This is a genomic window from Paenibacillus sinensis (assembly GCF_019904155.1).
Taxonomy (GTDB): domain Bacteria; phylum Bacillota; class Bacilli; order Paenibacillales; family Paenibacillaceae; genus Paenibacillus_AQ; species Paenibacillus_AQ sinensis.
In genome coordinates this window covers 34,060-53,054 of the sequence record NZ_JAHCMB010000139.1, presented here as the reverse complement: position 1 = coordinate 53,054, position 18,995 = coordinate 34,060, and the positions used below count along the sequence as shown (strand labels likewise).

The window sequence follows — 18,995 nt, the reverse complement described above, 5'->3', positions numbered from 1 at the left end:
GCGGTCCGACCGGAGAATAGAGCGAGTTCTCCGGTCGGCTGTTTCATGTTCTATTCCGCAAGATAGCGGAAGGAAACAGCAGTTCACGGATACACGGTACGCAGTGTGGGGTTCGTTGGTGTTTTGAAGCCGCTTTTGTTAAAATATATAAACAACAATAGGTTACAGAGAGCGATTGGAGGTCAACAAGCGATGGTATCCAAACAGACAAAAGGTCGCCGCTTCCCTTTGCTGCCGCTCCGAGGTCTTCTTGTCTACCCCAGTATGGTCCTGCATCTGGATGTCGGACGCGAGAAGTCGGTAAAAGCGCTGGAAAAGGCGATGGTAGAAGATAATTTGATCCTCCTCTGTTCTCAATCGGAAGTCAATATTGAAGAGCCGGGACAGGATGATATTTTTCGGGTTGGTACGGTCGCCAATGTCCGCCAGATGCTGAAGCTGCCGAACGGTACGATTCGCGTATTGGTGGAGGGCGTGGAACGGGCCGAAATTATTAACTATACGGACAATGAGGATTTCTACGAGGTGATGGCAAGGGAGCTGCCGGAGCAGCCGGATGCCGATCACGAGAGCGATGCGCTTATGCGCACCGTACTAAGCCAGTTCGAACATTATATTTCCTTATCCAAAAAAGTAACGCCGGAGACGCTTGCTGCGGTCTCCGATATTGAAGAGCCCGGCCGGCTGGCTGACGTCATTACAAGCCATCTGTCTCTCAAGATCAAGGATAAGCAGGAAATCCTGGAGACAATTGACGTGCGCCAGCGTCTGGAGAAGCTACTGGATATTCTTGGCAATGAACGCGAGGTTCTGGAGCTTGAGCGGAAGATTAACCAGCGGGTCAAGAAGCAGATGGAGAAGACACAGAAGGAATACTATCTGCGCGAACAGATGAAGGCGATCCAGAAAGAGCTGGGCGACAAGGAAGGACGGGCCGGAGAGGCCGAGGAATTGCGTACCCAGGCGGAGGAGAAGGAGCTGCCGGAGCGCGTGCGGGAGAAGATCGAGAAGGAAATCGACCGCCTCGAGAAGATGCCGGCCAGCTCCGCTGAGGGCGGTGTTATCCGCAACTATGTGGAATGGCTGCTCAGCCTCCCCTGGAGCGAGTGGACCGAGGATGATCTGGACATCTCCAAGGCTGAGCAGGTGCTTGATGAGGACCATTACGGTCTGGATAAGCCGAAAGAGCGTGTGCTGGAGTATCTTGCCGTCCAGAAGCTGGTCAAGAAGCTGAAGGGACCGATTCTGTGTCTGGTTGGACCTCCCGGGGTCGGTAAAACCTCGCTGGCGCGTTCCATTGCCCGTTCACTGGGACGCAAGTTCGTCCGCATCTCGCTTGGCGGCGTGCGCGACGAAGCGGAAATCCGCGGCCATCGCCGCACTTACGTAGGCGCCATGCCGGGACGGATCATCCAGGGGATGAAGACCGCTGGCTCGCTCAATCCGGTGTTTCTGCTTGACGAGATCGACAAGATGGCATCGGATTTCCGGGGAGATCCTTCGGCTGCGCTGCTGGAGGTGCTGGACCCGGAGCAGAACAATACATTCAGCGATCATTTCATCGAGGTTCCGTTTGATCTGTCGAATGTGATGTTTGTGACGACGGCCAATGCGGTTCATAATATTCCCCGCCCGCTGCTAGACCGGATGGAAATGCTCTATATTCCGGGCTATACGGAGCTGGAGAAGCTGCAGATCGCAAGCCGCTATTTGCTTCCGAAGCAGAAGAAGAATCATGGTCTCGAAGAAGGCCAGCTGGCGATTGAAGAAGACACGCTGCTGCGGGTGATTCGCGAATACACGCGGGAATCCGGCGTCCGGAACCTGGAGCAGCAGGTGGCGGCGCTCTGCCGGAAGGCAGCCCGGCAAATCGTATCCGGCGAGAAGGAGAGCATTGAGATTCTCCCGGATGACGTCAAGGATTATCTGGGAGCGTCGAAGTACCGGTACGGCATGGCCGAACTGGAAGATCAAATCGGCACCGTGACGGGTCTTGCCTGGACCGAGGTCGGCGGAGACACGCTGATGATCGAAGTGACCGTCGTTCCCGGAAGCGGGAAGCTGACGCTGACCGGCCAGCTTGGCGATGTCATGAAGGAGTCCGCGCAGGCTGCGTTCAGCTACACCCGGTCCAAAGCGGAAGAACTCGGCATTTCACCGGATTTCTATGAGAAGAACGACATCCACATTCATATTCCGGAAGGCGCTATTCCGAAGGACGGACCTTCGGCTGGAATTACGATCGCTACCGCGCTGATCTCCGCGCTCACGAAGCGCGAGGTGTCCAAGGATGTCGCGATGACGGGTGAGATTACGCTCCGCGGCCGCGTGCTGCCGATCGGCGGACTGAAGGAGAAGTCGCTGGCGGCCCATCGCGCCGGATACAAGAAGATTCTTCTGCCGAAGGACAACGAGCGGGATCTGAAAGAGATTCCCCAGAGCGTCCGGAATGATGTGGAATTTGTTCCCGTCTCCCATATGGATCAAGTCCTGAAGCATGCGCTTGTCGGCTCGGCTCTGCACGAGTTGCCCGAAGCGTCAGTGGAGACGATGCATTAATCTTGATGAGACGAGGCTCCGTCCACTCAGCGGCGGGGCCCGTTTTGCTGAAAGCTGACAAGTTGGTCAGGAATTATTATTCGTTCGTACAAGAAAGGAAGTCCTATGAAAGTTACCTCTGCCGAATTTGTGATCAGCGCCGTCGGGCCTGCCCAGTACCCGGAGGATGCCCTGCCGGAAATCGCCCTTGCGGGACGCTCCAATGTGGGAAAGTCCTCTCTGATCAACCGGATGATCAACCGGAAGAATCTGGCCCGCACCAGCTCCACACCGGGCAAAACGCAGCATATGAACTATTACCGCATCAATGAGCGCCTGTATTTCGTGGATTTTCCGGGCTATGGCTATGCAAAAGTGTCCAAAGTGCAGCGGGCAGCCTGGGGCAAGATGGTCGAGAAGTACCTCGCCGAGCGGGAGACACTGAGGCTGGTGCTGCTAGTCGTCGACCTGCGCCATCCGCCTACTAGCGACGATAAGATGATGTACGACTGGCTGAAGCATTACGGCATCCCGATGTGCGTCGTGGCCACCAAGGCGGACAAGATCCCCAAGACCCGCTGGCCGAAGCATATCAAAATCATGAAGGAGGCGCTCGGCGTGCAGCCCGGCGATAACTTCATTCCTTACTCCTCGGAGATCGGGCTTGGACGGGAGGATTTATGGAGCCTCATTGCCTCGCTGACGGCTGAAGAGGAGCCGGAGAGCGGACAGGAGACGGAGAGCGTCGAATAATATACTGCGCAGACAGTTCAGGCAGCTGACCCGGGAGGGCGGCTGCCTTTTTTAATAAAGGCATTTTGCATCATTTCAATATAGACGCTTGTAGCTTTAAGGTTTTCGCCGGGGCTTCCTCAATACGTTAAGGGAAATACTGGATAAAGTTACATCCATTTGCCGGCAATAATCTGGACAGGGAATTCGGGATTGCGTTATATTAAGGTAATATTTGAACTGCCACATGATCTAAGAAACGGAGGATGGAGATGCGAAAAATAGCCGTTGCCGGAATCGGATATGTTGGTCTGTCCAATGCGGTGTTATTGGCCCAGCACCATGAGGTGACCGCCTATGACATCATGGAGGAGAAAGTGAATCTCGTTAATGCCCGGAAATCGCCGATTATCGATCATGAGATCGAACACTATCTGGCGACCAAAGAATTGAACCTGACTGCCACAATCGATGCGCAGGAGGCGTTCGGGCAGGCGGAATATGTGATTATATCAACGCCGACGAACTATGATCCCGAACAGAACTATTTCAATACGAGACATGTCGAAGAAGTCATTGAGACTGTGCTGTCCATCAACCGGGACGCAGTCATGATAATTAAGTCGACCGTGCCTGTAGGATATACGAAGTCGGTCAAGGAGAAATACAACATCGGCAATATTTTATTCTCTCCCGAGTTCTTAAGGGAAGGTAAAGCTTTGTACGATAACCTGTATCCGTCCCGTATCGTACTTGGCGAGCGTTCGGAGCGGGCGGAGACATTTGCGGCACTGCTGGCCCAAGGGGCGTTGAAGGAGAATATCGATGTGCTGTACACCGATTCGACGGAAGCCGAGGCGATTAAGCTGTTCGCCAATACGTACCTGGCAATGCGTGTTGCATTCTTCAACGAGCTGGATTCCTATGCGGAAATTAGGGGGCTTGATGCACAGCAAATTATCGAAGGCGTTGGGCTCGATCCCCGGATCGGCAACCATTACAACAATCCTTCCTTTGGCTATGGAGGTTACTGCCTGCCGAAGGACTCGAAGCAGCTATTGGCCAACTACCAGGATGTACCCAACAAGATTATGGCCGCCATCGTCGACGCGAACCAGACGCGCAAGGATCATATCGCCGATATGATTCTGAAGCGCAGTCCCCGGACGGTGGGGATTTACCGGCTGACCATGAAGATGGACTCCGACAACTTCCGCGAATCCGCCATTCAGGGCGTGCTGAAGCGTATTACAGACACGGGGGTTCAGGTCGTCATTTTTGAGCCGGCGATTGGGGAGCCTGAGTTTCTGGGGGCGAAAGTGGTTAATGATTTTGAACAATTTGTAAGCATGAGCGATGTGATCGTGGCCAATCGGCTGTCCCCTGAAATCGAGAAGATCGATCCGGGCAAAATATATACTCGAGATCTATACAGCAAGGATTAAGCTTTTTTTAAGCGTGAAAATGCGTACTGGAGTACTTTGTAATTATTCTAATTTCATATATAGTTCAAAAAGATGGCCGGGAAGACGGTTTGTGTTGTGATATACTTAACAAAGAATTTTTGATAATTGTGATTGAATTAGCAGCTCCAATACGGATTGAATATAATTTTGGACTGCGCGAATGTTATATACAGCACAGATTTAGACCAGATTATTTAGGATGGTGAACTTTCAGATGCACATCGTCGCGGTTGGCTTGAATTATCGAACAGCGCCTGTCGAGGTGAGGGAACAGTTCGCTTTTGCGGAGCAGGATTTGCCTGCGGCGCTTCACCAGCTGATGCGGACGAAGAGCGTGCTGGAGGGAGTCATCGTTGCCACCTGCAACCGGACGGAGATTTATGTGGTCGTGGACCGGCTGAATATGTGCGGCTATTTTCTCCGTAACTATATGGAACAGTGGTTCGGCGTGAAGAGCGAGCAATTTACACAGCATATGTATCAATATGAGGATGATCAGGCGATTCAGCATCTGTTCCGGGTAACCTGCGGACTCGATTCCATGGTGATTGGCGAGACGCAAATACTGGGACAGGTTCGCGGTGCGTTCCTGACCGCCCAGAGTGAAGGCGCGACTGGAGCCTGGTTTAACCGGCTGTTCAAGCAGGCGGTTACGGTCGGCAAGCGGGCGCACAGCGAGACATCGATTGGCGAGAGCGCGGTATCCGTCAGCTATGCGGCCGTCGAGCTTGGCAAGCGGATTTTCGGAAGCTTCACGGGTAAAAAAGTGCTTATTCTCGGAGCAGGCAAAATGAGCGAATTGACCGTCAAGCATCTATACAGCAACGGGGCGGCGGAGGTAGTCGTCGCCAACCGGACGCTGGCGCGGGCCAAGGAGCTGGCCGAGAAGTTCTCGGGCCGGCCGCTGACTCTGGAGGAAGCGTCATCGCGGCTTCGGGATTATGACATTGTCATCAGCTCAACGGGCGCGGAAGGCTATGTGCTGAGCTCGGAGGCGATTGCGGAGAGCATGAAGAGCCGTCCATCCCGCCCTTTGTTCATGATCGATATCGCGGTGCCCCGTGACATCGACCCTTCGGCTTCGGCACTCCCGAACGTATTTCTGTACGATATCGATGATCTGGAGGGAATCGTGGAGAACAATATGGAAATGCGGCGCAGCGAGGCTGTGAAGATTGAAGGGATGATTGCCGAAGAAGGCCAGCAGTTTCAGCAGTGGCTCAAGACGCTGGGCGTCCAGCCTGTGATCCGGGCGCTGCAGGAGAAATCGAACTCGATTCACGAAGAGACTCTGGAGAGCCTGTTCAACAAGCTTCCCGAGCTGGACGAGCATCAGCGCAAGATCATCCGCCGCCTGACCAAGAGCATTGTGAACCAGATGATGCATGATCCGATCAATGTGATTAAGGAAATGTCCGGCGGCAAAGAGGGAGCGGAAGCTCTTGGACTGTTCACCAAAATCTTTGCGCTCGAAGATCGACTGGAATCCGCCGATGAAGCCGGCTCCGCACAAGCCAAGGAACGGAAATTCCCGGAGATCCAGCCGGAAGCCGGCGGTGCTATGAAGTCGGCTCCCTTTGCCCCGGCCGGTCTCTAGGAAGGATGTCGGCATGTGATGCGCCATCTTAACGAAATATACGACGCAGCTCTGCTGCTGTACGCCCTGAGCCTGCTGTTTTATTTCTCGGACTGCGTGAAGCGGAATCCGGAACGGAAGCGGCTGGGCACAGGGCTTCTTGTTATGGTAGGCATCCTGCAGAGTGCAGGGCTCGGTATACGCTTTTATGAGGTGAGCGGGCTGCCGGTGTTTACCCCATACGATTTTCTGTTCGGATTCTCCTTCACGATCGTACTCGTATCGCTCGTCCTAAGCCTGTTGAAGCGTTCCGAATTTACCGTGCTGCTTCTCGGAGCGGCAGGCTTCAGTGTCTTTCTGCTGAACCGGTTCTGGCTGACGGCGGAAGATCATACGCTGCAGAGCTGGGAAGCGGTGCATGGCTGGCTGTCGCTTCATGTGATTTTGGCCAATCTGAGCTTCGCTGCGCTAACGCTGGGGGCTGTGTTCGCCGTGATGTATTTATTTTTACATGCCAGATTGAAGCGCAAGAAGTGGGGGGACTCCGTCAGAAGACTGCCGAGTCTGGAAATGCTGGACCAGTATTCCTATACATCGGTGCTGGCAGGAATGCCTCTTCTGGCCGGGTCGCTGATTGTTGCGGGCATCTCCATCATTTCGGAAGGCAGGCTTGGGCTGTTTCTGGATTTGAAGGTGCTGTCCACGCTTATCGGGCTTGGGATTTACATAACCTATTATGTGATCAGGCGTTCCGGACGGCACACCGGAATCGTGATTGCGCGATGGGCGGTCTCTGGATACGGATTCATCATTCTGAATTTCCTGTTGAATTCATGGTCCCGGTTTCACCGTTGGGGAGGGGAATAGCTGTTGGAGACGAGGTATTTGCCGGTCATGCTGGATGTTCGGGAACGTAGATGCGTGGTGATCGGCGGCGGCAAGGTGGCGGAGCGAAAAACGCTGGGTCTTCTGGAGGCCGGAGCCGATGTTACGGTAATCAGTCCGGCGCTGACTCCGGTGCTGCAAGAGTTGGCCGGGCGTTCCTCCCTCGAGTGGATGAACCGCCGTTATGCTCCCGGGGATGCCCGAGGAGCTTTTCTTGTATATGCGGCGACCGACGACCGCGAGCTCAACGAGGCCGTCGCCCGGGAGGCGGACGGTCTGGGCATTCCCGTCAATGTGGGGAGCCACGGCGAGGCGGGCAGCTTCATTACACCCGGCGTATTCCGCAGAGGGCGGCTGACCGTAGCGGTATCGACCTCTGGTTCGGGGCCTGGCGTCGCGGCCCGGATTACGAAGCTGCTGGAGGATACGTTCGGCGGTGAATACGAGCAGTACCTGGATTTTTTGTATGAGATGCGCAGGGAAATCAAACGCCGCGAGACGTCGCCGGAGATTCGAAAAGCCCTGCTGAAGAAGCTCGGCACGCTTGAGGTTCTGGATGAAATCCGGGCCGGAACGTTTATGGAATGGGGTCCGGAGCGGATAGCATCCTGGATCGCCCAAAATCGGGAGGAATAAGGCATGCGAACGATAATGGTAGGCAGCAGACAGAGCGCGCTCGCGCTGACACAGACGGGCCAGGTGATCGCGGATTTGCAGCGGCTCTGCGCCGAGCACGGCTTTGCTTTTACATTTGAGGTGAAAAAAATCGTCACGAAAGGCGACCGCATTCTCGACGTTACGCTCTCCAAAGTCGGCGGCAAGGGGCTGTTCGTCAAGGAGATCGAACAGGCGATGCTGGATGGGGAGATCGACATGGCTGTGCACAGCATGAAGGATATGCCGTCCGAGCTGCCCGCCGGATTAATCAATGGGGCGGTGCCTCGGCGGATTGATCCACGCGACTGCCTGATTACGCGCGGCGGCCAGGGACTGGCCGGGCTGCCCCAAGGCGCCAAGGTTGGCACAAGCAGTCTGCGCCGGTCCAGCCAGCTGGCGGCGCTGCGGCCCGATCTGGACATTCAGCCGGTTCGTGGCAACATCGATTCCCGGCTGAAGAAGCTGGAGAGCGGCGAATATGACGCCATTCTGCTAGCAGCCGCCGGACTGACGCGGATGGGCTGGCAGGACCGCGTGACAGAGTATCTGCCGCCGCAGGACTGTCTGCCTGCCGTGGGCCAGGGCGCTCTCGGCATTGAATGCCGGGAAGAGGATTCCGAACTGCGCCAGCTCCTGTTATTATATAATGATGAAGATACCGCCCTTACCGTCGCTGCGGAGCGCCGTTTCCTTAGTGTGCTGAACGGTGGCTGCCAGGTGCCGATCGGCGCTTTTGCCACCCTTGCAGTGGAGGGGGCTGCCAGCGGTACGGGAGAGGGAGAACGGAGCCTGACGCTTACCGGAATGGTAGGTACGCCGGATGGAGCTCGGATTTTGAAAGAGACTCGCACCGGGACCGATCCGGTCACGCTCGGGGAACAGGTGGCGGAGGCGCTGATCGCCAAAGGAGCGGAGAGCATTCTGTCACAGCTAAGGGGATGAAGAGATGAAGGGGAAGGTCTATCTGGTGGGAGCCGGTCCCGGGGACGCCAGGCTGATTACGATTAAAGGGATGGATTGCATCAAGAAAGCGGATGTGCTGGTCTATGACCGGCTTGCCAGTCCGCGGCTTCTGAAATGGATGCCCCCTGGCGGGGAGAAGATTTATGTCGGCAAGCTTCCCGACCGGCACACGATGAAGCAGGAGGAAATCAATCGGCTGCTCGTCGATCTGGCTTTGCAGGGCAAGACGGTTGTCCGGCTGAAGGGCGGCGACCCGACGATTTTTGGCCGGGTGGGCGAGGAGGCCGAGCTTCTTCGGCGCAATGGCATTCCATATGAGATCGTGCCGGGCATCACCTCGGCGATCAGCGTACCGGCATATGCCGGTATCCCGGTCACCCATCGGGACTATGCCTCTTCGCTCTCCATCATTACCGGGCATGAGAGCCCGGACAAGCTCGACCGCTCGATTCACTGGGACAAGGTGACGAACGCGACGGGCACGCTCGTCTTCCTGATGGGCGTCGCGAAGATCGGCTATATTCGCGACAATCTGATCCGGCACGGCCGTTCGCCGGAGACGCCGGTCGCGTTGGTCCGCTGGGGAACCCGGGCGGAGCAGGAGACGCTTGTCGGCACACTCGCCGACATTGAGGAGAAGGTGCTGGCGGCGGATTTTCAGCCGCCGGCTGTCATCGTTGTCGGCGAGGTCGTCCGGCAGCGGGAGGAATTGAAATGGGCCGAGCAGCTTCCGCTGTTCGGCCGCCGGATCGTCGTAACGCGCGCCCGCAGCCAGGCGAGCGAGCTGGTGGAACGGATCGAGGATCTGGGGGGCGAGCCCTATGAGTTCCCGGTCATCGAGACGATAATGCCGCAGGACGCCGAGAAGCGTGAGGCTATCGCTTCGGCGCTGTCCCGCCTGCCGGAATATGACTGGGTGTTCTTCACCAGTCCCAACGGCGTCGATTTCTTCTTCCGTCATCTGATGGAACGAAGAGTCGATATCCGCGGCCTTCACGGCGCCCGCCTTGCGGCCGTGGGCCCGGCAACGGCGGAGGCGCTGGCGCAGCGCGGCCTGATCGCCGAGGAGCTGCCGGCCCGCTTCCGGGCGGAAGGCCTGATCGAGGCCTTCCAGGGCGAGCTGAAAGCGGGCCAGAAGGCTCTGCTCCCGCGCGGCGATCTCGCGCGGGACTGGCTGCCGGCGAAGCTGACGGAGCTCGGGCTTGAGGTGACGGAGATTGATACCTACGAGACCGTTGTGACCGGCGAGGATGATGACGAGCTGCTGAAGCTGCTGGAGGAAGGGCGGGTTCATGCTGTTACTTTCACCAGCTCCTCGACCGTGCGGAACTTCCTGGAGATTCTGAAGCGGATGGGGATCGAAGATCCGCTGCCGCTGCTTGAGCCGGTCAAGATCGCCTGTATTGGTCCGCTGACAGAGAAGACCGCCGTAGAAGCCGGGCTGAAGCCGGGGCTGCTGGCGGAAGAAGCGACGATTGATTCGCTTATCGGCGTGCTGTGCCAGTGGAATGAAGAGGTGCGGAAGCCGTGACCTCTTAAGGGCCTTGGTGAGCAGAATGATTGGACAGAACGGATAGAGCGGATAAACGAATATGGAACGGATATGCTGTGGAACCGGGGCCGAATGGCTCCGGTTTTTTTGCCATCCATTAAATGAACCGTTAATTCGAAAAATGGCTGCAGGAACAATCCGGCCGGATTCCTTGCTCCATTTCCGGTGTATGATTTCGGAGATATGTGCTATAATAAGAACAAATGTTCTTGTTGGAGGATGGGAAATGGTAAAAATCTACGAGCCGGTGACAACAAAGACGGGAATGACGCGTGTGAAAGAGGAGCGGATGCCTTTCGGCTGGTCGATCAATTCGTACCGGGGCTGCGCGCATGCCTGCAGCTACTGTTTTGCCCGGGGCTTTCAGGGCTTCCTTGACCGGAAGGGGGACGATGAGTTCCAGAATCACATTCTGCTCAAGACGAATGCGGCGGAGGCGCTCGAAGAACAGCTGGCACGTCTTGCCAAGCGATTCAAGCACGATCTTGCAGCCATGCGAGAAGAGGTTGGCGAGGTTATGCTTGGAACGGTGACGGACCCTTACCAGCCGGTGGAGAGCAAGGCCCTGCTCACCCGTCAATGCCTGAAGGTGCTGGCTAGGTATCAAATCCGAACCTCGGTTACGACGCGCTCCCCACTGATTCTGAGAGATCTGGAGCTGCTGAAGGAGATGCCGTCGCTTTCGGTTAATATTAGTCTAAACATTTTGAATGACGGAATTGCGCGACGATTGGAACCGGGTTCTCCCCTGCCCTCCAGGAGGGTGGAACTGCTGCATCGTCTTGCGGAGCATGGCATCATGACAAATGTGTTCATTGCCCCGATCCTCCCCCTGCTCTCGGACAGCGAGGAGGAGCTGGAGAGACTGTTCCTTACTGCAGTGGAGTCTGGGGCCGGGTCTATCATGACATCGCTGCTGCGTCTGTCGCCGGAGGTTAAGAACTGGTATTTCCGCACACTGAAAGAGGAATTTCCCGACCTCCTTACGCCGTACCGCAAGCTGTATGCAGGGGGCGGTTATGCGGAAGACGGGTACCGGGGCGAGATGTCGCGGCTGCTGGACAGCCTGCATCGCAGATTCGGTCCGGACCTTCGGAAGAACCGTGAACGCCATGCCTGCCGGAGCCTGCCTATGGAGAACCTGACGGGATTGGAGCAGGAGATGCATCAGGATACACAGGTAAATAGAAGGCTGCCGGAACCGGCTGAAGAACCGCCGCTGGAACAGCTGTCGTTCTCTTTCTAGAAAAGGAGTCGGTAAGGGGATCGGTGGGCAGCTGGCTGGCACGGAGATGCGTTTACCTTCGGATCGGAGTAAAATGAAGGACATAACGTTGCCGCTTATTTCACATCCTAATCGGGAAAAGAGGGAATGAATTTGAAGAAACGCGTATTGGGCAAAACGGGGCTTGAAGTATCAACGCTGGGTCTGGGCTGTATGGGAATGTCCGAGTTCTACGGAGGGCGGGATGACGAGGAGTCCATCAAGACCATCCACCGAGCGCTGGATTTGGGGGTGACCTTTCTCGATACGGCGGATATGTACGGTGTGGGCCGGAACGAGGAACTCGTCGGGCAGGCAATCCGGGGACGGCGGGACAGCGTCGTTCTGGCAACCAAGTTCGGCAATGTCCGCGCCGCCGATGGCGCGATGCTCGGCGTCAACGGTCGTCCCGAGTATGTGAAGATGGCCTGCGACGCCAGCCTGAAGCGGCTAGGGGTCGATTACATCGACCTCTATTACCAGCACCGGGTCGATCCGGATACGCCGATCGAGGAGACGGTAGGAGCCATGGCCGATCTGGTACAGGCCGGCAAGGTCCGGTATCTCGGGCTGTCCGAGGCTTCCGTGAAGACAATCGCCCGGGCGCAGTCCGTTCATCCGATTACCGCGCTCCAGACGGAATACTCCCTGTGGAGTCGTGATGTGGAGGATGAAATCTTGCCGTTCTGCCGCGAATCGGGCATCGGGTTCGTGGCGTACAGCCCGCTCGGCCGGGGTTTCCTGAGCGGTCAGATCCAGTCATTCGACGATTTGGAGGAGAGCGATTATCGACGGTTCTCTCCGAGATTCCAGGGCGAGAACTTCAAGAAGAATCTGGACCTTGTGGACCGGATTCGCGAAATCGCGCGGGACAAAGGCTGCAGTCCCTCCCAGCTCGCGCTCGCCTGGCTGCTCAGCGCCGGCGAAGATATTGTGCCGATCCCAGGCACCAAGCGCAGATCGTATCTGGAAGAGAATGTTGAAGCGGCCCGGATTACCATGACGCCTGAAGAGTTGGGTCTAATTGATGAAGCCGCGCCGAAGGGAGCGGCGGCGGGATTCCGCTATCCCGAAGCCTCTATGAAATGGCTCAATAACTGAGGAACCGTTCATAAAATAGTCTGAAATTCACCGAAATCACTGTGATATACTTAACAATGACCTTGCCAATAATATGCATGTAAACGATGAATGGACAACCCCGCATGACTGTTGGGTGTCCGGGCGCGTAACTCATGCGCACGCCTGAAGGCGTCCAGACGCGTGAGTCAATAGCCATGGACTCTATACGGCGACTCAGCGCGTAACTCATGCGCACGTCTGAAGACGTCCAGACGCGCGTGAGTCAATAGCCATGGGCGCCATACGGCGCCTCAGCGCGTAATTCATGCGCACGCCTAAAGGCGTCCAGACGCGTGAGTTATAGCCATGGGCGCCTAACGGCGTCCGGGCGCGAATGCCATACGCGCCTAACCCTGAGCCGGCTGCCGCCAGAAGGAAGTGTCTTACGCTTCTTTGGCAGGGCAGACGGCCGGGGTTTCTTGCTGTTTAGGGGAACCAATGAATGAAGCTGAAGCGACTATAGGAGGAACCTTTCATGAGCTTTCCAATTGTGCGTCACCGCCGCCTGCGGTCTTCCGCAGCCATTCGCGGCATGGTGCGTGAGACGGTGCTGAACCCGCTGGATTTGATCCAGCCGATCTTTGTAACCTTTGGAGCCGGTGTGAAGCGGGAAATTGCTTCGATGCCCGGTGTTTATCATTTCTCGCTTGATACGCTGAAGGAGGAAGTGGACGAGATCGTCTCGCTCGGCATCCCTGCTGTGCTGCTGTTCGGCATTCCCGAGACGAAGGATGCCATCGGTTCCTCCGGCTTTGACGAAAGAGGCATCGTACAGGAGGCAACCCGGCTTATCAAGCAGTGGCATCCCGGGCTGCTCGTTGTCGCCGATACCTGCCTGTGCGAATTTACGGACCACGGCCACTGCGGCATGGTGCATACCCACACGGTGGACGGGGTCCTGCATGGCGATGTCATCAACGACGCCAGCCTCGAGCTGCTGACGCGGACCGCTGTCTCGCAGGCCAAGGCCGGAGCAGACATTATCGCGCCGTCGAATATGATGGACGGCTTCGTTGAGGCGATTCGCGCCGGTCTGGATGAAGCGGGCTTTGAACATGTTCCGATCATGTCCTATTCGGTCAAATACGCTTCCGCCTTCTACGGACCGTTCCGTGAAGCGGCGGATTCCGCGCCCCAGTTCGGAGACCGGAAGACGTATCAGATGGACCCCGCCAACGTCCGGGAAGCGATCCGCGAGGCGGAGAGCGACGTGCTGGAGGGCGCCGACATGCTGATGGTGAAGCCGGCTCTCGCTTATATGGACGTCATCCGGGTCATCCGTGACCAGTTCGACCTTCCGCTTGTGGCTTACAACGTCAGCGGCGAATATTCAATGGTGAAGGCGGCGGCGCAGCAGGGCTGGATCAATGAGAAAGCCATCGTGCTGGAGCTCTTGACGGGGCTGAAACGTGCCGGCGCCGATACGATCATCACCTACCACGCCAAGGATGCGGTCCGCTGGCTGCGCGAATAGAAGCGCGGCACCGGACAGTGCTAACACGGATCATGGAGTGCGAATAACGGAGTGCGAATCACCAAGCACTAATGACGGAGCACGCACGGATCACCGGGCACGGATCAAGGCATACAGCGGTTCCGGGGTCCGGCTAAGACAAGAAGGAGGGTGAAGGTATGGAGAAGGAACAAATCTCACGCAGGGAAGAGGCTTCCCGGGCGGCATTCGAAGAGGCGAAACGCTATATTCCCGGCGGAGTGAACAGCCCTGTCCGGGCATTCAAATCGGTCGGACTCACTCCGGTATATGTGGAGCGGGGCCAAGGCTCCCGAATCTACGATATCGACGGCAACAGCTTTATCGATTACATTCTGTCCTGGGGACCGCTGATTATGGGGCACGCCCATCCGGACGTCGTTCAGGCGCTGCAGGAGACGGCAGCCAAGGGTACGAGCTTTGGCGCGCCGACGCTGCTGGAGACGGAAATGGCCAAGACCGTGGTGGAACGGGTCCATTCCGTTGATATCGTCCGGATGGTCAACTCCGGCACGGAAGCGACGATGAGCGCCATCCGTCTGGCCCGGGGATACACCGGCCGAAGCAAAATCTTGAAATTCGAAGGCTCCTATCACGGCCACGGCGACAGCCTGCTTATCAAGGCAGGCTCCGGCGTCGCCACCCTCGGCCTGCCGGACAGCCCCGGCGTGCCGGAAGGCATCGCAGCCAATACGATCGCAGTTCCATATAATGACCTGGAATCGGTCAGACTGGCCTTTGAACGATTCGGAGAGGATATTGCGGCCATTATCGTGGAACCGATCGCCGGTAATATGGGTGTTGTCCCGCCTGTTCCCGGATTCCTGGAAGGACTGCGGAAGCTGACGCTTGACTACGGAGCGCTGCTGATCTTCGACGAGGTCATGACAGGGTTCCGCGTGAACCGCGGCTGCGCCCAAGGATTGTTCGGCATTACGCCGGACTTGACCTGCTTCGGCAAGGTGATCGGCGGCGGTCTTCCGGTCGGCGCTTACGGCGGCCGCCGGGAGATCGTTGACCGGATTGCGCCTTCCGGTCCGATCTACCAGGCCGGTACACTTAGCGGCAACCCGCTCGCGATGGCCGCCGGTCTCACGACCTTGAAGCTGCTGACGCCTGAGGTCTATGAACGGCTGGAAGCTCTTGCCGCCCGCCTTGAAGCCGGACTGAACGCCAATGCCCGGGAAGCCGGCATTCCGCTGACCGTGAACCGTGTCGGTTCCATGGTGTGTCCGTTCTTCTCGGAGGGACCGGTCACGAATTACGACACGGCGAAGAGCAGCGATGTTGCCCGGTTCCGCACCTACTTTGGCAAAATGCTGGAGCGCGGCATCAGCCTCCCGCCTTCGCAGTTTGAGGGCATGTTCCTCTCGGCAGCGCACAGCGAACAGGATATCGACGATACCCTGGAAGCCCATCGCGCCGTCTTGAAGTCGCTGTGAAGCCTGGGAATCAGTCGAAGCGGCCGGGGTGGGTCCGCCGGGGCGAGTGGCTGGAGACCATGCCCGGCAGGAGCCTGCTTGCTGCGGAGGACCGGATAGCTGCGGCCTGCCTATGGCTGAGCGAGACGGTCGGGATGCCGGACAAGCTGCGGGAACGGCTCCTGCGGGAGAACGGAATCCAGCTCAAGGGTGACCGGCTGCGTCTGGCGCTCTTTCCGTCAAGGGAGCCGGGAATCGACCCGCTCTGGCACGAGCTGGAGATCTTGTTCGAGGATGACTTCTGTCTTGTTGTCCATAAGCCGAGCGGCATGGCTGTGCATCCGGACGGCAGCGGCGGCAGCGCGGTGACGCTGGATCATGCAGTGGCCGCGCATTACTCTGCCAGCGGGCAGAGCTGCGCCGTCCGCCATATTCACCGGCTCGACAAGGAGACGACCGGACCGGTTCTCTATGCGAAGAATGAGCTGGCCCAGCTTGTGCTGGATGAGGCTATGCGGAGGAAGGACATTACCCGAAGATACGCTGCCATCGTGAAGGGGGTTGTGCCCAAGAGCCTCCAGACAATCGACCTGCCGATCGGACGCGACCGCCATCATGCTTCGCGCCGCCGGGTTTCGCCTGGCGGACAGCCTGCTGTGACCCGCATCGTTCAGCGGGAGGCATGGAGGGAGGCGACGCTTCTTCGACTGGAGCTTGAGACGGGACGCACGCATCAGATTCGGGTTCATCTCAGCCATATGGGACATCCCCTGTACGGCGATGCGCTGTATGGAGGTCCGGAGGGACCGCAGCTTTCCAGCGGACGGAAGCTGAACCGGCAGGCGCTGCACGGGGAATCCCTGGCGTTCCCTCATCCATGGACCGGCGAAGTCATCGAAGCCGAAAACCCTTGGCCGGAGGATATGATGCTGCTGCGTGCAAGGCTTGAAGGCAGCAAGCAATAGCGCATAAACGAAAAGGATCAAAAGCCCCGGCCTTCCGTCCGGTACGCTTTTGATCCTTTTTTATCTGATTTGAATGGATAAGCGCTGCGCTTAGACAGTTCTTCTCTTTCCTCGCTGAACAGCGATTGTTAAGCCAGGCGAATCTCCAGCAGCTCGTACTCGATCAGGCCGGCAGGGGCGTCCACCTTGATACTGCTGCCTGCCGATTTGCCAAGCAGTTCTTTGCCGAGCGGGCTTTCGTACGAGATTTTATTCGCAGCGACATCGGCTTCGGCCGGACTGACAATACGATATTCCACCTGTTCGGAGAACTCGATGTCATTCAGCACGACGATGGAGCCGACGTTCACCGTAGTTGCATCCAGACTGTCCGAGTTGACAACGCGGGCGTATTTCAGCATGTTCTCAAGCTGTTTGATCCGGGTCTCCATGAACGCCTGATCATCTTTGGCCGAGTGATATTCGCTGTTCTCCTTCAGGTCCCCATAGCTGATTGCCACCTTGAGACGCTCGGCCAGCTCTTTGCGCTTCACGGTTTTAAGGTCCTTCAGTTCCTCTTCCAGCTGGGCGTAGCCCTCCGGCGTCAGAATGATTTCATCTTCCTTATTGGCCATTTTGATCACAACTCCAATTTTTCTGGGCTATTTTATTCTATTGTACCCCAAATGGAGCTGTCAGCGATAGTCGAAGCGGAAATCCTGATGAGCGGATTGGGAAGAGGTTGGAAGGAGACAGGAAAAGAGCTTTTCGCGAACGGGTGTCATGCGTCAATTCCCTGAGCATATACATAGGGGGAGTAACATTTTGGGCTTGCGCTCCGGGCCTGTCCCGGAGTCAGATTATGCCAAGGAGGAGGACGTTTCCCGTGTTTGACCAGTCCCACGGCCTGCGGTTTGACATTTATGAACGCATTCATCTGCCTCAAGACCTTCCGGGAATTGCCGAACTGGAAGAAATTGAGCTGCTGCCCGATATTCAGGTCACCCAGCGCGAGGACCGCGCGGAGCTGCACGGACAATTGGTGCTGACAGGCCTTTACCGGAGCGAAGACGACATCACCCAGCAGCTGGAGCATTCCATTCCCGTTGAAATCACAGTGCCGCTGACCCGTATCAGCTCACTCGATGAAATCGGGGTTGAAATTGAGAATTTTGATATCGATCTGCTGACGATGCGGAGCCTCAATGTTACAGGCGTCTTGTCGCTGCGCGGTATCGAGGGGGGAGGGAACGTTCCTGCCTGGCAGCGCGAGGAATATACTGTTGTCTACTCTCCCGAAGAGGATGAAGCCCGCGAAGAAGAAGGAAGAGACCAGGAGAATCCGGGAGACGACAGCGGCAAGCTGTATGAGAATTCCGTGTGGACCTTCGGCGAAGGCGCAACGGAAGATGGAGAGCCGGAGGATCATTCGTTCCATGGAGTTGCCGCGGCTCCGGAAGCGGTGCAGGAAGAACCAGTATTGGCGCTGAGCGACGAGTGGGGTGAGGGGGCAGACGCAGCGGACGGCTTGTCTGAGAGAGAGACGGTCCAGGAACCGGCGAAGCTGCCCGGAACCGCCGGGTACGCAGCTGCAGGGAGCGGGGAACACCTGGGCAAGACGGCAACCGGCAGTGAATGGGGACGCTTAGGGAATGCGGAAAAGACGGAAAGCGCGGAGAATGCGGCAGCGGAGTCTGCAGAAGAAGCGGAGAACAAAGGAGACTTGGCCGTCATTGAGGATGAGCCCTCCACCTCAGTTGGCGATCCGGAAGAAGAGGCTGTACAGACAGCCATAGTGACGCCGGAGCAGTCTGTGCTCCCGGAGGAGAAACCAAATCTGAAGATTGCCTTGGGCAGCAAAAAAGAGAACGTGAACAAGGACAGTGAACATCTGACCTTCTCTTCCCTTCTCCCCTTCGGACACAGACAAGACGAGACGGAGGAACAGCCGGAGGAGAAGACGGCAGCCCGTGTTCCGGATGCTGAGGTTGAGAAATCGGATGACCGCGAATGGAAGAGCCGCTTTATGCGTACCCAAGACTCGGAGGCTTTCCGGAAGGTACGGTTATGCATTGTCCAGCGGGAGGAGACGCTCGATTCCATCGCCGAGAAGTATCAGCTGAGCACTCGAGAGCTTGTGCTGTACAACCGCCTGCCCGGGCAGACCGTGGAGGAAGGCCAGGTTCTATACATCCCATAACGCCTGTGTACTTCATCAATCTATACATTTCTTAGCCTGCATATTTCACAATTCTCAACGTCAGTAACCTCACTATCGATGAGTGCAGCAAGTGCAGCAGATCCTATTCATGTCCCGGTCCAACAAGGCCGGGATTTTTGCTGTCTAAGGCCAAAAAAGGGCTTGGCGGCAGGTTGCGGAATT

General features: G+C 57.0%; 15 protein-coding genes. 14 read left to right on the top strand and 1 reads right to left on the bottom strand.

Annotated elements, in window-relative coordinates:
- The first annotated feature begins 192 nt into the window (after nucleotides 1–192).
- The 13 genes from lon (at nucleotide 193) to KIH86_RS15980 (ending at nucleotide 16,633) form a co-directional block, all read left to right on the top strand.
- Entirely contained in the window at nucleotides 193–2,559 is a 2,367-nt protein-coding gene (lon, locus tag KIH86_RS16040) for an endopeptidase La (protein WP_223083803.1), read from the top strand.
- A 105-nt stretch (nucleotides 2,560–2,664) separates the two neighbouring features.
- Nucleotides 2,665–3,291, top strand: coding sequence for a ribosome biogenesis GTP-binding protein YihA/YsxC (yihA, locus tag KIH86_RS16035; protein WP_223083802.1), 627 nt, complete (start codon nucleotides 2,665–2,667; stop codon nucleotides 3,289–3,291).
- A gap of 251 nt (nucleotides 3,292–3,542) precedes the next feature.
- Nucleotides 3,543–4,715, top strand: coding sequence for a nucleotide sugar dehydrogenase (locus KIH86_RS16030; protein ID WP_223083801.1), 1,173 nt, complete (start codon nucleotides 3,543–3,545; stop codon nucleotides 4,713–4,715).
- A gap of 235 nt (nucleotides 4,716–4,950) precedes the next feature.
- Nucleotides 4,951–6,333, top strand: a complete 1,383-nt coding sequence (hemA, locus tag KIH86_RS16025; RefSeq protein WP_223083800.1) for a glutamyl-tRNA reductase — start codon at nucleotides 4,951–4,953, stop codon at nucleotides 6,331–6,333.
- A gap of 18 nt (nucleotides 6,334–6,351) precedes the next feature.
- The gene (gene ccsA, locus KIH86_RS16020) at nucleotides 6,352–7,179 is read left to right on the top strand and encodes a cytochrome c biogenesis protein CcsA (protein ID WP_223083822.1); all 828 of its coding nucleotides are present in this window, start codon (nucleotides 6,352–6,354) and stop codon (nucleotides 7,177–7,179) included.
- A gap of 3 nt (nucleotides 7,180–7,182) precedes the next feature.
- Nucleotides 7,183–7,833 (top strand): precorrin-2 dehydrogenase/sirohydrochlorin ferrochelatase family protein, encoded by a 651-nt coding sequence (locus tag KIH86_RS16015; protein WP_407672288.1) that lies wholly within the window; start codon nucleotides 7,183–7,185, stop codon nucleotides 7,831–7,833.
- Between the two features lie 3 nt (nucleotides 7,834–7,836).
- Nucleotides 7,837–8,796 carry a hydroxymethylbilane synthase gene (gene hemC, locus KIH86_RS16010; RefSeq protein ID WP_223083799.1) on the top strand — a complete coding sequence of 320 codons (960 nt, stop codon included), beginning with the start codon at nucleotides 7,837–7,839 and terminating at the stop codon, nucleotides 8,794–8,796.
- A 4-nt stretch (nucleotides 8,797–8,800) separates the two neighbouring features.
- Complete coding sequence (gene cobA / locus KIH86_RS16005; protein WP_223083798.1) at nucleotides 8,801–10,348, top strand: uroporphyrinogen-III C-methyltransferase; 1,548 nt, start codon at nucleotides 8,801–8,803, stop codon at nucleotides 10,346–10,348.
- A 247-nt stretch (nucleotides 10,349–10,595) separates the two neighbouring features.
- Entirely contained in the window at nucleotides 10,596–11,615 is a 1,020-nt protein-coding gene (locus tag KIH86_RS16000) for an SPL family radical SAM protein (protein WP_223083797.1), read from the top strand.
- 132 nt (nucleotides 11,616–11,747) lie between these two features.
- Nucleotides 11,748–12,734 carry an aldo/keto reductase gene (locus tag KIH86_RS15995; RefSeq protein WP_223083820.1) on the top strand — a complete coding sequence of 329 codons (987 nt, stop codon included), beginning with the start codon at nucleotides 11,748–11,750 and terminating at the stop codon, nucleotides 12,732–12,734.
- A 496-nt stretch (nucleotides 12,735–13,230) separates the two neighbouring features.
- Entirely contained in the window at nucleotides 13,231–14,229 is a 999-nt protein-coding gene (gene hemB / locus KIH86_RS15990) for a porphobilinogen synthase (RefSeq protein WP_223083796.1), read from the top strand.
- Between the two features lie 158 nt (nucleotides 14,230–14,387).
- Nucleotides 14,388–15,689 carry a glutamate-1-semialdehyde 2,1-aminomutase gene (hemL, locus tag KIH86_RS15985; RefSeq protein WP_223083795.1) on the top strand — a complete coding sequence of 434 codons (1,302 nt, stop codon included), beginning with the start codon at nucleotides 14,388–14,390 and terminating at the stop codon, nucleotides 15,687–15,689.
- A 59-nt stretch (nucleotides 15,690–15,748) separates the two neighbouring features.
- Nucleotides 15,749–16,633, top strand: coding sequence for an RluA family pseudouridine synthase (locus tag KIH86_RS15980; RefSeq protein ID WP_223083819.1), 885 nt, complete (start codon nucleotides 15,749–15,751; stop codon nucleotides 16,631–16,633).
- A 128-nt stretch (nucleotides 16,634–16,761) separates the two neighbouring features.
- On the opposite strand, the gene greA is transcribed toward KIH86_RS15980, so the two are convergent.
- Nucleotides 16,762–17,247, bottom strand: coding sequence for a transcription elongation factor GreA (greA, locus tag KIH86_RS15975; protein ID WP_223083794.1), 486 nt, complete (start codon nucleotides 17,245–17,247; stop codon nucleotides 16,762–16,764).
- A gap of 251 nt (nucleotides 17,248–17,498) precedes the next feature.
- On the opposite strand from greA, the gene KIH86_RS15970 reads away from it, so the two are divergent.
- Nucleotides 17,499–18,812, top strand: a complete 1,314-nt coding sequence (locus KIH86_RS15970) for a LysM peptidoglycan-binding domain-containing protein (RefSeq protein WP_223083793.1) — start codon at nucleotides 17,499–17,501, stop codon at nucleotides 18,810–18,812.
- The last annotated feature ends 183 nt before the right edge of the window (nucleotides 18,813–18,995 follow it).